The organism is Nitratireductor arenosus, from assembly GCF_009742725.1.
GTDB classification, from domain to species: domain Bacteria; phylum Pseudomonadota; class Alphaproteobacteria; order Rhizobiales; family Rhizobiaceae; genus Mangrovimarina; species Mangrovimarina arenosa.
This window is the reverse complement of sequence record NZ_WPHG01000004.1, coordinates 360,643-374,297: the sequence shown is the minus strand read 5'-3', so window position 1 is coordinate 374,297 and position 13,655 is coordinate 360,643. Positions and strand designations below refer to the sequence as shown.

Genomic DNA, 13,655 nt, shown 5'->3' with positions numbered 1-13,655 from the left:
AGTGGAGTGTAGGGATGACGGTAGCAAAAAACCATGCGGGCGACGACGAAATCGCCTTTCTCACCCGCTTGAGGCGCGACCTCCACGCTCATCCCGAGCTCGGTTTCGAGGAACAGCGCACCAGCGCCCTCGTCCGCCGCGTTCTCGACGAGGCCGGCCTCACGGTTCACGGCGGTTTGGGCGGGACCGGTGTCGTCGGCACGTTGTCGCGCGGTGCGGGCGGGCGGCGTATCGCCTTGCGCGCCGACATGGACGCGCTCGCCATGAACGAGGCGGCCACGGCCGACGAGCGCCCCTACCGTTCGACCGTTGAAGGCCGTATGCATGCGTGCGGCCATGACGGTCACACGGTCATGCTCCTCGGGGCGGCGCGCGCGCTGGCGGACAAACCCGACCTGGCCGGTACCGTGCATTTCGTCTTCCAGCCGGCAGAGGAGGGACGGGGTGGCGCCAAGGCGATGATCGATGACGGGTTCTTCGACCGCTTTCCGGTCGACGCCGTCTACGGCCTGCACAATATGCCGGGGCTTGCCACCGACCAGATCGCGGCGGTCGCGGGCCCTCAACTGGCCAGTTCCGACCGCTGGACGCTGACCTTCCGGGGCAAGGGCACGCATGGCGCCAAACCGCATCTCGGACGCGACGCCGTCACCGCCGCCGGCCATTTCCTGGCCGCAATCCAGTCGATTGTGGCGCGCCGGGTCGACCCGCTGCAGCCGGCCGTCGTCAGCGCCTGCGCGCTTTCGGCCGGCGATTTCGACGCCCTTAACGTCATTCCCGACGAGGTGCGCATCGGCGGCACCACCCGCGCCTATACGCCCGAAACCCGCGATCTGCTCGAGGAGGAGATCGGCGTCTTCGCGCGCGGGGTCGCCGCCATGTTCGGTATCGAGATCGACTATCGTTACATGAGGCAGATCCCGCCGGTGGTGAACGATCCCGAGGCGACGCGGCGCGCCCGGCTCGCGGCCGAACGGGCGCTGGGGACCGAGCGGGTCGTCAGCACCTTCGCACCATCGACGGCGGGCGACGATTTTGCGCATTTTTCCGCGGTGGTGCCGGGGGCCTATGTCTGGCTCGGCAACGGCCCGGCCGAAAACGATGCGCTCCATCACAACAGCCGCTACGATTTCAACGACGCCGCGATCGCCTCCGGCGTCGCCTTCTGGACCCGGCTGGTCGAAATGGAGCTGGCGACCGGCTGAGCCGGTCTCAGCCTTACCCGAGCACGTCGGCAAGCAGCGCGAGCGCCTGGTCGGCGTCGACGCCCAGCGCCACCTCCACGCTGGGCGCGCCGGCGCCGCCTGGCGTCAGCGCACCGGCGTCGGGACCGTCGCCGATATCGACCGACAGGGTGAGGTCTTCGCAGTCGAACAGTTCGGGGCGGAGCGCGAACAGCATCACGCAGGGATCGTGCAGCGGCCGGCTGGCGCCGCCCGTCGTGGTGGTGAAATAGGCCTCGATCAGGTTGGCGGAGGCGGTTGCCGCCGTGGTGGAGGCCGCGCGCAGCGACGCCACATAGGCGCGCGCGGCGCGCACGCGGCGCGTCACGTCGAGCGGGATCAGCGTCACCGGCAGGCCGCTGCCGAGCACGGCCGCCGCCGCCTCGGGATCGGCGGCCAGGTTGAATTCTGAGCGCGGCCCGATATTGCCGGGCTCGTCGATGGCGCCACCCATTGCGATGATGCGGCCGACGCGCTGGGCCGTGTCCGGCCGGTCTCGCAGCAAAAGCGCCAGATTGGTCAGTGGTCCGAGCGCCAGGATGTCGAGCGTGCCGGGCGCAGTCGCGTCCAGCGTGTCCGCGATCCAGCCGGCGGCGTCGGCGCCGGCGGGCGGCGCCAGCGGTTCGGGAAACGGCACCCCGCCGAGCCCGTCGCGGCCGTGGATGTCGGCGGTGTCGAAGCCCTTGCGCGCCAGCGGTGCGGCCGCCCCGGCGATCACCGGAATGTCGCCGCGCCCGGCCAGCGCCAGGATGCGGCCGGCATTGCGCGTGGTGGTCTCGATGCCGATATTGCCGGCGACCGTGGTCACGCCGCGAATGTCGAAGGCTGGCGCGGCGAGGGCGGCGAGGATCGCGATTGCGTCGTCGATGCCGGGATCGGTGTCGATGATCACCGGCCGGGGCGGATTGTCGCTCACGCTCTTTCCGTCTCCGCGGCGGCGAAGGCGGCAAGGATGCGCACCCAGGAGCGGATGCCCTTGTGATAGCTCGACAGGTCGTATTTCTCGTTTGGACTGTGGATACGGTTGTCGAACTTGGCAAAGCCGACCAGCAGTGAATCCATGCCGAGCCGGTCCTTGAAGACGGTCGCGATCGGGATCGAACCGCCGGTGCCGGCAACCGCCGCCTCGCAGTCCCATTCCTCTGACAGCGCCCCGAGCGCCTTTTGCAGCAGCGGGCTGTCGATCGGCATCACGGTGGCCGAACTGCCGCCATGGACCACGAAGTCGACGCTGCAATCCTCCGGCACATGCGCGCGTATATGGGCGCGGAAGGCGGCGCGGACCTTTTCGGGATCCTGGCCGGCGACCAGGCGAAACGAAATCTTGGCGTGGGCCTCGGCCGGGATGACAGTCTTGAAGCCGTCGCCGGTATAACCGCCCCACAGGCCGTTGATCTCGCAGGACGGTCGCGCCCAGACCTGCTCCAGCACCGAATAGCCCGCCTCGCCGGCCGGGATCGACAGGCCGATATCCTTCAAAAACCCTTCTTCGTCGAAGGGAAGCCGTTTCCAGCGCTCAGCCACGTCGGCCGGCAGCGGTTTTACGCCATCATAAAATCTGTCCAGCGTGACGCTGCCGTCAGGCGCCCGCAGCGTCGCGATCGCCTCCGACAGCACCTGCAGCGGGTTGCGCGCGGCATTGCCGAACATGCCCGAATGCAGGTCGCGGCTGGCGCAGCGCACCGTTACTTCTTCCTGCACGATGCCGCGCAGCATGGTCGTGATCGCCGGGGTCTTGTCGTCCCACATGTCGGTGTCGCACACCAGCATGACATCGGCCTTCAGTTCCGCCCCGGCCTCGTCGAGGAACGGCCCGAGACTGGCGCTACCGGATTCCTCCTCGCCCTCGAACAGCATCGACACCTGGACCGGCAAGGCGCCCGCCACCGCGTGCCAGGCGCGGCAGGCCTCCACGAAGGTCAGCAATTGCCCTTTGTCGTCGGAGGCGCCGCGCGCCACGATATGGATGTCGCCATTGTCCTGCGGAACCAGCGTCGGCTCGAACGGATCCGAATTCCAAAGCGGTAGCGGATCGACCGGCTGCACGTCGTAATGGCCGTAAAAAAGCACATGCGGCCCCGGCTTCGCCGGCGCGTGGCCGACCACCATCGGATGGCCCCCGGTCGGCCGCGCCGATGCCTCAAAACCGATCGCGGCGAGCGTGCCGGCCAGCCAGTCGGCCGCGCGCCGGCAGTCGTCGGCATAGGCCGGGTCGGTCGAGACCGAGGGGATGCGGATCAACGCGAAAAGCCGCTCCAGGCTTTGATCCAGATTGGCGTCGACATGCGCGAGCACGGCATCGAGTTGTTCGGTCGGGGCGGGCATTGTCGTCTCCTGTCGATTGCGGGGCGCCTTGGCGATCCATGCCGGAGCGGGCCGCTGAGGGCAATGCCTGCGCCCGGCCAGCGCGCCGGCTTGTCGTGGTCCAGCCTCAAACGGTGGCGTCGATCCGTGTCATTTCGGCCTTGAAGCGTGCGGCCACCTGCAGCGCGTCGCGCAGCACCTGCTTGCGTTCAAGTGTCAGCACCGTGCGGTCGCGCATCAGCCACGATCCGGCCACCATGACGTCGCGCACATCGTCCGGCATGGCCGAAAACACCAGGGTTGCATAGGGATCGTAGACCGGCTGCAGGCGCGGGGCGGACATGTCGATGCGGATCAGGTCGGCCTGCTTGCCGGGCTCCAGTGAGCCGATCCGGTCGTCCAGCCCAAGCACGCGCGCACCCTCGACCGTGGCCATGCGGATCACCTCCACGCCCGGCATCGGCTTGCGGCTGTGGCCCAGAAGCTTCTGGAACATGGTAACCGGCGCGAATTGCGAGAACAGGTCGAGCGTATTGCCGCTCATCGGCCCGTCGGTGGCGATCCCGACCGGCAGGCCGGCGGTCCGCATCGCTTCCACCGGCGCGATGCCGCGGCCGGCCTTGGCATTGGAGCGCGCATTGTGGGCAACGCGGACCTCGGCGCGCGCCATCTTCTCGATGTCGCTTTCCGACACGTGCAAGCAATGCGCGCAGATCAACCCCTTGCGCAGCAACCCCGCCTTCTCGACCACTTCGACTGGACGAAGCCCGTGATTCTTGGCGCACCAGTCCATTTCCGAATCCATCTCGGCCAGATGGATCTGCACCGGCACGCCGGGGTGGTCGTCGGCCCAGCGCGCGATCCGGTTCATGACCGCGATATCGGTCGAATAGGGCGCGTGCGGCGCGATCGAGGCGATCACTCGCGGATGGCCTGCGAATTCGGCCACAAGATCCTCGGTCAATGCGAAGCCGGCGTCGATGGTGGCGTGGTCGGGCGGGTCGAAATCGGCGATCGTCTGGCCGACCACGCCGCGCATGCCGGCCTCGTCGATCACACGGCCGACCTCGGTTTCGAAATAATACATGTCCGCTACGGTGGTGACGCCGCCGGCGATCAGTTCCAGGGCGGCGAGCCTTGTGCCGGCCCGCACCATCTCGGGCGTGACGAATTTGCGTTCCAGCGGCAGCACGTAACGATAGAGCCGGTCGTCGACATCTTCGCCGAGGCCGCGAAACAACGTCATCGCCATATGGCAATGCGGATTGACCATGCCCGGCATGACGATGTCGCCGGCGACGTCGATCGTCTCGGCGCCGTCGATCGCCGGGGCGGGACCGGCGCCCGTCGCGGTGATCGTCTCGCCCTCGATCTGCACGAAACCGTTCTCGATCACCGGCATCTCCGGCGTGCAGGGCAGCAGCGTGGCGTTGGTGATCAGCAGGGTCATGGGCGGTCCCGGTCGGGTTGGGGCGGTTTGCGCGCCGGTATTGCTGGGCCGTCGCCGGCCATCACTCCGCGTCGAGCACGCAGCACTGGTCGGGCACCGGCACCAGCCGCGCCGGATTGCCGGGCTCCAGCGGCGTCGACAGCGTGCCGTTGGCGATCAGATGGCCGGCTTCGGTCTCGCATTGATACTGGTAGGCGCGCCCGAGATAGGTGCGCAGCCCCAGCTTGGCGGGAATGCCCTGCGCGTTCGGGTCGGCGCTGACGGCCAGCCCGTCGGGCCGCGTCGCCAGCACGAACCGGTCGGGGATTGCGCCGAACCTGGCCTGGCTGAGCTCGAGCCGGGTGCCGCCGGCCGCCTCGGCCGTCACCTGGTCGCCGTCGCGCGCCACGACGCGCATCGCGACCAGGTTTTCGAAGCCGACGAAACGCGCGACGAAGGCGTTGGCCGGCCGCTGATAGAGATTTTCGGGCGTGTCGAACTGCATGATGCGCCCGGCATTCATGATCGCCACCCGGTCGGAGATCGAAAACGCCTCCTCCTGGTCGTGGGTGACATAGACCGATGTGGTGCCGTTGGCGCGCTGCAACTGGCGGATCTCCACGCGCATGTCGATCCTGAGCTTGGCGTCGAGATTGGATAGCGGCTCGTCGAACATCAAAAGCGGCGGTTCGATGACGAGCGCGCGCGCCAGCGCGACGCGCTGCTTCTGGCCGCCGGACAGCGCACCGGGCAGGCGGTCCGACAGGCCCGACAGGCCGACGCGCTCGAGCATGGCCTGTGCCTTGCCGTCGCGTTCGCTCGAGCCGACGCCGCGCTGCTTGAGCCCGAAGGCGACATTGTCGAGCACGCTCAGATGCGGAAACAGGGCGTAGTTCTGGAACACCAGCCCGATGTCGCGCCGATAGGCCGGCAGCCGGGTCAGGTCGCGGCCGCCGAGCGTGATCTGGCCGGAAGTCGGCTCCAGGAAACCGGCGATCAGGCGCAGCGTGGTCGTCTTGCCGCAACCCGACGCACCGAGCAGCGAAACCAGTTCGCCGGCTGCAACGGACAGCGACAGGTCCTCCAGCACCTTGGTGGTGCCGTAATGGGCGGTGACGTTTTCGACGGAAAGCGGCTGGGTCATCGTGTCTACTTTGTCAGGAAGGTCAGGCCGAGCGTGCGTTCCACGATCGCCATCACGGCGACGGTCAGCACCATCAGCAAAACGGATACGGAAGCGATCGTCGGGTCGAAGAACTGCTCGACATGGGCGAGAATCTGGATCGGCAGCGTGGAGATGCCTGGCCCGGTCAGAAACAGCGAGGTCGACACGTCGTTGATCGAGGTGATGAAGGCCAGGATGAAGGCGGCGATCACGCCCGAGCGCACATTCGGCAGCACGATGGTGAAGAAGGTCTTCGCCGGCCGGCTGCCGAGGCTGATCGCGGCCTCCTCGATCGAGAAGTCGAAGGAGGACAGGCTGGCCGAGATCACCCGCACGCAATAAGGCAGTACGATCAGCGTGTGGCCGATCAGGAGCGACAAAAAGATCGGCAGCGAGGCGCCGACGGCGACCGATTTGAGCAAGGAGAAGCCGAGCACGATTTCCGGCACCAGGATCGGCAGCACGAACACCGTCGACAGCCATGACGGAAGCTGGATGCGGTGGCGGTTGAGCGCGTAGGCGGCCGGAATGCCGACCAGAAGCCCCAGGCCGGTGGCCAGGAAGGCAAGCTGCATGCTGGTCACGATGGTACGGCGAAACGCGCTAATCTCGAAAATGTTCTCGAACCATCTGAACGTCAGGCCCTGCGGCGGGAAGGTCAGATAGGAGGTGTCGCTGAGGGCTGCGCCGATCACGATGATCAGCGGCCCGACCAGAAAGACATAGACCACCGCCGCGAAGGCGACGAGAGAGCGGGGCATGGTTGTGTTCATCACGTCGTCATCGGGTTGAGGCGCTTGGCGATGCGGGTCATGGCCAGCACCACCGACACGGTGATGACGACCATGATCGTGGCGATGGTGGAGGCGCTGACCCAGTCGAAATTGACCATGGCGGCCTGGTACATCAGCGTGCCCATCATCATCTGCCGCTCGCCGCCGAGAAGCTGCGGCGTGGCGTAGGAGGTGAAGGACCCGGTGAAGACCAGCACCGCGCCGACGATCAGGCCGGGCACGGCGAGCGGGAAAATGACCTGCCGGAACGTGGCGGCCGGCGTGGCGCCCAGCGAGGCGGAGGCCTGGATGACGTCGTCGGGGATGTTCTCGAGCACCCCGACCAGGGTCAGGATCATCAGCGGCGTGAACAGATAGACCATCGCAACGATGACCGACCCTTCCGTATAGAGCATCGACAGCGGTTCGCCGATAACACCGATCCAGGTGAGGAAATTGTTCAAAATGCCGTTCTTGCCCAGGATGATCAGCCAGGCGAAGGAGCGCACCACCACGCCGGTCAGGAGCGGGAACACGGCGGCGATAATCAGGATGCTTTTCAGCCGGCCGGGCGCGCGCGACACCACATAGGCGGTCAGGAAACCCAGAACGAGCGAGATCGCCGTCGTCGCCAGCGAGACCTCGAGCGTGCGCCACAACACCGTGCGGCGGAAGCCGCTGTTGAAGAAATCGAGATAGGGCGCGATCGGCCCCGAACCGTCGCCGAACGTGGTGGCGATCGTCAGCGTGACCGGAACCAGCAGGAACAGCGCCACCAGCATGGTCGCGGGAAAGGCGAGTATCCAGCCGGCGAAACGTTTGGGCATGGTCGGGATTTCCGCGTTTTTTTTGAAGCCGTCGCGGGCTGGGTCTAAAAGCTGTCCGCCCTGGCGTGGGTGGGGTGGCGGAAGGGGACGCGCTGACGACAGACCGTCCCCGTCCAGCTCACCACACCCGCATCGCGTCTTGACGCAAGGAGCGGATGAACGTCGCCTTTACATGCCGAAGACTTCGTTCCAGCGGTCGATCCAGCCCTTCTTGGCTGCGTTCATCTTGGCGTAGTCGACCCGTTTGAGATTGTCGATCATTGCCGCGCCATAGGTCCACTGCTTGGCCTGTTCCGGCGTCAGCTCGACCGATTTCACCACCGGTGCGTCGACGCCGTTGGCGGCGAGCGTCTTTTGCAGTTCGGGATCGAGGATGAAATTGATGAATTCATGCGCAAGTTCGACGTTTTCGGCGCCCTTGGGGATGTTGACCGTATTCAACGTCGCCACCGCGCCATCCTCCAGATCGGCCCACACCACTGTTGGCACCGCCGCCTGCAACTGCGCCAGCGCGAAATCCTGGGCGAGCGACACCGTCACCTCGCCAGTCGAGAATAGATTGATCATCTCCGAACCGGTCTTGTAGTTCTTGACCACGTTCGGCTTCAGCGCCTCGATCTCGGCGAAGGCCGGGCCGTCGTCCTCGAAGGCGTCGGTGCCGGCCTTGTCGCCGGCCAGCATGACGACCATCGGGCCGGCCGTCGTGGTGATGCCGGGCAACGAGATCTGGCCTTTCAGGTCGTCGCGCCACAGATCGCTCCAGCGCGTGATCGCCGGCTCGACCTTGGCCGAATCGTAGACGATGCCCACGCGGCCGATCGAATAGGCCGGGCCGTATTCGCCCTGCGGCGCCTGCGCCATCTCGTAAAGCCCGTCGATATTGGGAATCTTCGAGCGGTCGATCGGCTGGAACAGGCCTTCCTCGATGCCGATCTGCGAATAGGAATCGGTGAAATAGGCGACGTCGACGCCGCCGCCGCTGCGGATCTTGATCTTGTTCAGCCGGTCGGCATTGTTGCCGGTCTCGAAAACGAGCTCGCAGCCGCATTGTTTCTGGAACGGCTGGACGATGTACTCGTTTAGCTTGTCGCCGTTGAAGCCCCACCAGGAAATCGTCAGCGTCTTGGATTGCGCCGCTGCCGGGCCTGCTGCCAGCATGGCCGCGCACGCGGCGCCGGCGAGGATGCGCGAAAATGTGCCGATCATGTCTTGCCCTCTGTTTTGGTTTCGCCGCGGGAGGTCGACGGCGGCAAAAAAGACTATTTTTGCTAGCCGCGCGCGGCAAGGCAAAACCGTGCTCGAGCCGGGTTTTCCAATCGGAAAACTGCGTCGGCGGACCAAAAACTGGAAAAACAATCGCCATGGTGGCAGCTAGGCCGCGCGGCAACCGAAATCGCTCCAAGCGACGACACGAGCACAAAGCCAGCCGCCCCACCTCTCGATGCCATGACGTTCATGCGGATTGTGCTCGCGTCTACGCGGCCGGCATTTGCCCGAAATCCGCAAGCAGCGTTCCCAGCCCGTTGACTGGCACGACGCGCCCGCTCGTGCGCATGCCGTGCCAGAGCGTGACCGCGTTGGCGCTGAGGACGGGAAGGCCGAGGCGTTTTTCCAGGGCGTCGACGACGTCGAGCGTTGGAAGGGCGGTATCGGGAATCAGCAGGGCCTGCGTGCCGGGCGCGACCGCCTTTTCGGCCGCGCGCATCAGCGCGTCGCCGTCGAAGCCGGACGAGATCCAGCCGCTGTCGAAGCCGAGGCTGCGGCTGGTTTCGACCGCGATCCCGTATTCGGCCAGAAACGATGTGAAGAACGCCACCGTGTCCTGCGGATAGGTGGCAAGTAGGCTGACCTTGCGCGCCGACAGGGCGTGTGCGGCGGCCGCGAAGGCGAGCGAAGTGCTGGTCGTCGGCACGCCGGTCGCCGCCGCGATGCCGCGTGCCTGCTCCTCGGCGAAGCGCCGGCCGTTGATGAAGCTACCGCTGGTGCAGGCCCAGACCAGAGCGTCGAGCGGAACCTGCGACAGGCGATGCGCTGCCTGCGCGATCCAGTCGACGCGCGCCGTCTCGCGCAGCGCGTCGGGATGGTGGTCGGCGCCTTCGACGGCGCCGTACCGCGCCTGCGCGAAATAGACCCGGACGGCCTCGCCGGTGTCGCGTTCGAAGCGGTAGAAATCGGCTTCGCAGCCGCCGCCGGGGAAAACGAGGCCGAGGCGCAGCTTTGTCTTCGTCATGGCCTCAGACCCTGTCGAGGCCGAGCGGCAGCGCGCTCAGTGCCGTGCAGCCGGCTTCGGTGACGACCACCGTGCGGCTTTGGCCGACGCCGAACACGCCGAGTTTGCGCAGCGTCATGGGAAAATGGAAGGTCATGCCGGCCTCGAGCGGGCGAGGGTTGTCGCGGGTAATCTGCATCGTGCCGCCGACGATCCAGGTCGGCGGAAAGCCGATGCCGACCGAGTAGCCGTAGAAATCGTGGAACAGGATCCCGTCGCGGATGCGGTCGACGACGCGGGCGCCGGCCTCGGCGACCTCGCAGGCGGCCACGCCCGGCTTCATCGCCTGCATCATCGCCTCGATGGCTTCGGTGCCAACCGCCGCCACCTCCTCCACGAACGGGTCGCGCGGCGTGCCGAGCGCGGCCGTGCGCATCAGCGGCGCATGGTACCAATGGATCGCCGGCGAGCATTCCAGGAACACCGTGTCGCCGTTCTCCACGGTGGCGCCGATCTGGGCGTGGTGCGGCACGCCGGAACGTGCGCCGACGGCGACCATCGGAAAGATCGAGAATCCTTGCGTGCCGCCCTCGATCAGCGCGTCGGCCATGGCGCGGGTGATGTCGCGGTCGCTGGCGCCGGGCCGGATGGCGCCGAGCGCGGCGCGCATGGCCGCGTCGGTGACGGTCTGGGCCTGGCGCATGATGTCGAGCTCGGCAGCAGATTTGACCGCGCGCACGTCCTCCACCAGGCCGCCGGCGTCGGCGACGCGCGCCCCGGGCAAGGCTTCGACGATGGCCGCATGGCGGGCCGGGCTCAGAAAGCCGCCGGCCGCCTCCAGGCCGATCCGCGCCTTGGCCAGACCGTGCGCGGCGAGCGCTGCGGCGGTCGCGGCCACGGGTTCGGCGCCGTTGCCGAAATAGACCGCCTTGCAGGCGCTCGCGCTGGCGTTGAAGCGGCCCTGCTCGAATTGCCACAGCACCATGAACGGCAGGCCGTCGAGCGGCAGCACGAGGCACTGGTAATCCCAGATATTGAGGGTGTGGTGGCCGCATAGATAGTAGATGTTTGACGGGTCGTGCAGCACGATCGCGTCGAGGTCTTGTGCGCGCATGGCGCTACGAACGCGGTCGCGACGCCGCTCGAACTCCGCGGCCGAAAACACATCCTCACGGGTGACGCTCATGGTGTGGGGCTTTCCTGATTGAAGTCGATATCGGGGTCGAGCGGCCAGATTGGCCGTGGCACCTTGGTGTAGTGTTCGGCCCGCAGCCGCGCCGGACAGATGCCGGGCGTGTCGGCGACGAGCACGCGCCGCGCGATCGGCGCGAAGGCGGCGCGCCAGGCGATCGCCGATTTGACCACGATCACCGGCTGCGCCTCGGGGGCAAGGCCGACGGCGGTGAGAATGCCGGTGTCGAAGGGCATGGTGCGCCGGCTGGTCAGCACGACATGCAGATCGCCGTGCGAGACGACCGCGCAGTCGCCCATCGTGGTGACGAAGCCGGTCATGTAGCTGCTGGTATTGGTGAAGGAGGCCGGCCCGAGCCAGTTCACCCGGCCGCGCAGCCGCACCGGCCTGCCGTGCAGCGTATCGGCTTTCGCGCCGACGAGGCCGTCGAAGGCGCCGCCGAGGCCGACGGTCCCCGCCACCGCGACCGCCTCGGGGTCGGTGATCACGACGGCACCGCCGATTCCGGCTGCAAGCAGCGTCTCCAGCAAAGCGGTGCCGTCGCCGGCGCTGCCGCCGCCGACATTGTCCGAGGGGTCGACGACGATGGTCGGGTCCCGGCCGTCGGCGACCAGGGTGGCCGGCAGCGCGGCCAGCTCGACCAGTTCCGGCAGAAGGGTGGCGCGCTCGTCCCACACCGCATGCGCCAGCCGGTCGGCGGCGCGCTGCGCCGCTTCGCCGCCATAGGCCAAAACGGTCGCGCCCAGATTGGGACTGTCGGCATAGGCAAAGCCCATGGCGAGCGAGGCGCTGACCACGCCTGGCGTCGCCAGCGCCTCGGCGAAAGCGCGCATGGCGCCGGCCATGCCGGTGTCACCGGTGGCCTGAACCAGCGGCACCGTGATCAGCGGTAGCTTGCGCATCACGCCCGGCGGCGGTCCGTCCGGTGCCAGCGTGACGTGGGCCGCTTCCCGACCCCGTTCGGCCATGTCGGTATGGGGATAGGTGCGGTAGACGGAGATGAAGCTCGCCGCGTCGAACAGCGCGGAGCCGATATTGGCATGATAGTCGAGCGTAACGCCGATCGGCACATCCTTGCCGACGGCCGCGCGCACGGCGGCGACGAAGGCACTGTCGGGGTCGTCGATGCCCTCGACGACAGCGGCGCCGTGCAGCGACAAGAGCACCGCGTCGACCCGTCCGGCTTCGGCAAGCAGGGCAAGCGAGCGGCCGAGCAATTGTTCGTAACAGGCGCGCTCGATCGGTCCCGACGGCACCGCGGCGGCGAACAGAAGCGGTATGGTGTCGTGCCCGCCTTCGGCCACCCGGTCGAGCATGCCGCCGATTTCGCTGTTGGTGCCGGCGAAGGTCCGGGCCAGGGCCGCGCCTTCGGCATATTGGTAGGCCTGAAAATCCGTCAGCCGCGTGACGGTGCGCGCGCGGGTGTTCGTTTCATGATAAAAACCGCCAATCGCGACACGCATCCCGACCGTCTCCTCAGCGTGGGGCGTTGACGGCATCGGCCGGACGGTAGCCGAGGCGGCGCGAGACCGCAGCCGCCATGGCACGCAGCGTTGGCACGGTCGCGGCAATTTTCGCGTCCGTCATCCGCACCGCCGGCCCCGAGACGCTGATCGCGGCGATGGTCCGGCCCTCGGAATTGACGATGCCGGCGGCGATGCAGCGAACGCCCTCGAAATGCTCCTCGTCGTCGAGCGCCCAGCCGCGTCCGGCGGTTTCCTCCAACACGGCCTCCAGCGCCTCGCGCGTCATGACCCGGTTGCCGGTGTCCGGCTCCATGGCGAGGCGGGCGACCAGGTCGGCGCGTTCGTGCGTCGGCTTGGAGGCGAGCATGATCTTGCCGAGCGCGGTGCAGTGGGCGGGTTCGCGGGTGCCGAGCTCGCCGGCCATCCGCAGCGGCTGCGGCGAATCGATCCGGTTGATCACGACGACTTCCGCGCCGTCGAGAACGCCGAGGAAAATCGTCTCCCCGGTCGCGTCGACCAGGTCGCGCAAATAGGATTCGGCGACGCCGTGAAGATTGATGCTGCGGCTGTGGTCGGCGGCGATTTTCAGGGCGCGCGGCCCTAGATGGTAGCGCGCCGTGTCGGGGTCCTGATCCAGCATGTCGCTGGCCTGCAGCGAGGCGAGCACCCGGCTCGCGGTCGCCGGCGTCAGGCGCAGGGTGCGGGCCAGTTCACGCACGCCAACGCCCTGGCGCGACTGGGCGATGAACTCCAGCGCGTCCATGGCGTTCAAGATCGCCCGGATCGGGGCATCCTCGGCCTGCAGGTCTCGAGACATCATCACACTCCTGATGCAATTCGATCGACGGGAGGGACCCGGCGACGGGGTTTTTCGTGCCGCACGGCGGCAGCGCTGATCACCTTAGCGACAAAAAACGCAAAAAGGACTCGACATGTCAATGAAAAACTGGAACGCTGTACCGGAAATATCGGATCAACGTTTTGACATAAAGCCGTGACAGGCGGGCAGGCAAGGGCATGGGCCTTTTCGGAGAGCTGATCGAAGCATCGGGCGGACGTTGGATACG

The 13,655-nt window shown here is 67.1% G+C and carries 12 protein-coding genes; 1 reads left to right on the top strand and 11 read right to left on the bottom strand.

What is annotated here, in order from left to right:
- The first annotated feature begins 14 nt into the window (after positions 1-14).
- Positions 15-1,205: an amidohydrolase gene (locus GN330_RS18225; protein WP_156714135.1), complete on the top strand. Its 1,191-nt coding sequence runs from the start codon at positions 15-17 to the stop codon at positions 1,203-1,205.
- A 13-nt stretch (positions 1,206-1,218) separates the two neighbouring features.
- Here GN330_RS18225 and GN330_RS18220 read toward each other — a convergent pair whose 3' ends face one another.
- The 11 genes from GN330_RS18220 to GN330_RS18170 form a co-directional block, all read right to left on the bottom strand.
- Complete coding sequence (locus GN330_RS18220; RefSeq protein WP_343040861.1) at positions 1,219-2,139, bottom strand: nucleoside hydrolase; 921 nt, start codon at positions 2,137-2,139, stop codon at positions 1,219-1,221.
- Positions 2,136-3,548: a dipeptidase gene (locus GN330_RS18215; protein WP_156714134.1), complete on the bottom strand. Its 1,413-nt coding sequence runs from the start codon at positions 3,546-3,548 to the stop codon at positions 2,136-2,138. Before GN330_RS18215 ends, GN330_RS18220 begins: the two co-directional genes overlap by 4 nt.
- Before the next feature lie 106 nt (positions 3,549-3,654).
- Positions 3,655-4,977, bottom strand: a complete 1,323-nt coding sequence (locus tag GN330_RS18210; RefSeq protein ID WP_156714133.1) for an amidohydrolase family protein — start codon at positions 4,975-4,977, stop codon at positions 3,655-3,657.
- Positions 4,978-5,038: 61 nt separating this feature from the next.
- Complete coding sequence (locus tag GN330_RS18205; RefSeq protein ID WP_156714132.1) at positions 5,039-6,100, bottom strand: ABC transporter ATP-binding protein; 1,062 nt, start codon at positions 6,098-6,100, stop codon at positions 5,039-5,041.
- 5 nt (positions 6,101-6,105) lie between these two features.
- Positions 6,106-6,894: an ABC transporter permease gene (locus GN330_RS18200; protein ID WP_156714131.1), complete on the bottom strand. Its 789-nt coding sequence runs from the start codon at positions 6,892-6,894 to the stop codon at positions 6,106-6,108.
- On the bottom strand, positions 6,894-7,721 hold the full coding sequence (locus GN330_RS18195; RefSeq protein ID WP_156714130.1) for an ABC transporter permease: 828 nt from the start codon (positions 7,719-7,721) through the stop codon (positions 6,894-6,896). Before GN330_RS18195 ends, GN330_RS18200 begins: the two co-directional genes overlap by 1 nt.
- A gap of 168 nt (positions 7,722-7,889) precedes the next feature.
- Positions 7,890-8,927, bottom strand: a complete 1,038-nt coding sequence (locus GN330_RS18190) for an ABC transporter substrate-binding protein (RefSeq protein WP_156714129.1) — start codon at positions 8,925-8,927, stop codon at positions 7,890-7,892.
- A 268-nt stretch (positions 8,928-9,195) separates the two neighbouring features.
- Positions 9,196-9,951: a maleate cis-trans isomerase family protein gene (locus tag GN330_RS18185; protein ID WP_156714128.1), complete on the bottom strand. Its 756-nt coding sequence runs from the start codon at positions 9,949-9,951 to the stop codon at positions 9,196-9,198.
- Between the two features lie 4 nt (positions 9,952-9,955).
- On the bottom strand, positions 9,956-11,116 hold the full coding sequence (locus tag GN330_RS18180; protein WP_156714127.1) for a M24 family metallopeptidase: 1,161 nt from the start codon (positions 11,114-11,116) through the stop codon (positions 9,956-9,958).
- Positions 11,113-12,585, bottom strand: a complete 1,473-nt coding sequence (locus GN330_RS18175) for a M81 family metallopeptidase (RefSeq protein WP_197435231.1) — start codon at positions 12,583-12,585, stop codon at positions 11,113-11,115. The genes GN330_RS18180 and GN330_RS18175 overlap by 4 nt, the downstream gene beginning before the upstream one ends.
- 13 nt (positions 12,586-12,598) lie before the next feature.
- Positions 12,599-13,405 (bottom strand): IclR family transcriptional regulator, encoded by an 807-nt coding sequence (locus GN330_RS18170; protein WP_197435230.1) that lies wholly within the window; start codon positions 13,403-13,405, stop codon positions 12,599-12,601.
- Positions 13,406-13,655 lie beyond the last annotated feature (250 nt).

What these genes read in the sequence shown, in the direction of transcription:
- GN330_RS18225 (WP_156714135.1), top strand. Translation starts at nt 15, where the DNA reads ATGACGGTAGCAAAAAACCATGCGGGCGACGACGAAATCGCCTTTCTC.
- GN330_RS18215 (WP_156714134.1), bottom strand. Translation starts at nt 3,548, where the DNA reads ATGCCCGCCCCGACCGAACAACTCGATGCCGTGCTCGCGCATGTCGAC.
- GN330_RS18210 (WP_156714133.1), bottom strand. Translation starts at nt 4,977, where the DNA reads ATGACCCTGCTGATCACCAACGCCACGCTGCTGCCCTGCACGCCGGAG.
- GN330_RS18205 (WP_156714132.1), bottom strand. Translation starts at nt 6,100, where the DNA reads ATGACCCAGCCGCTTTCCGTCGAAAACGTCACCGCCCATTACGGCACC.
- GN330_RS18200 (WP_156714131.1), bottom strand. Translation starts at nt 6,894, where the DNA reads ATGAACACAACCATGCCCCGCTCTCTCGTCGCCTTCGCGGCGGTGGTC.
- GN330_RS18195 (WP_156714130.1), bottom strand. Translation starts at nt 7,721, where the DNA reads ATGCCCAAACGTTTCGCCGGCTGGATACTCGCCTTTCCCGCGACCATG.
- GN330_RS18190 (WP_156714129.1), bottom strand. Translation starts at nt 8,927, where the DNA reads ATGATCGGCACATTTTCGCGCATCCTCGCCGGCGCCGCGTGCGCGGCC.
- GN330_RS18185 (WP_156714128.1), bottom strand. Translation starts at nt 9,951, where the DNA reads ATGACGAAGACAAAGCTGCGCCTCGGCCTCGTTTTCCCCGGCGGCGGC.
- GN330_RS18180 (WP_156714127.1), bottom strand. Translation starts at nt 11,116, where the DNA reads ATGAGCGTCACCCGTGAGGATGTGTTTTCGGCCGCGGAGTTCGAGCGG.
- GN330_RS18175 (WP_197435231.1), bottom strand. Translation starts at nt 12,585, where the DNA reads ATGCGTGTCGCGATTGGCGGTTTTTATCATGAAACGAACACCCGCGCG.
- GN330_RS18170 (WP_197435230.1), bottom strand. Translation starts at nt 13,405, where the DNA reads ATGTCTCGAGACCTGCAGGCCGAGGATGCCCCGATCCGGGCGATCTTG.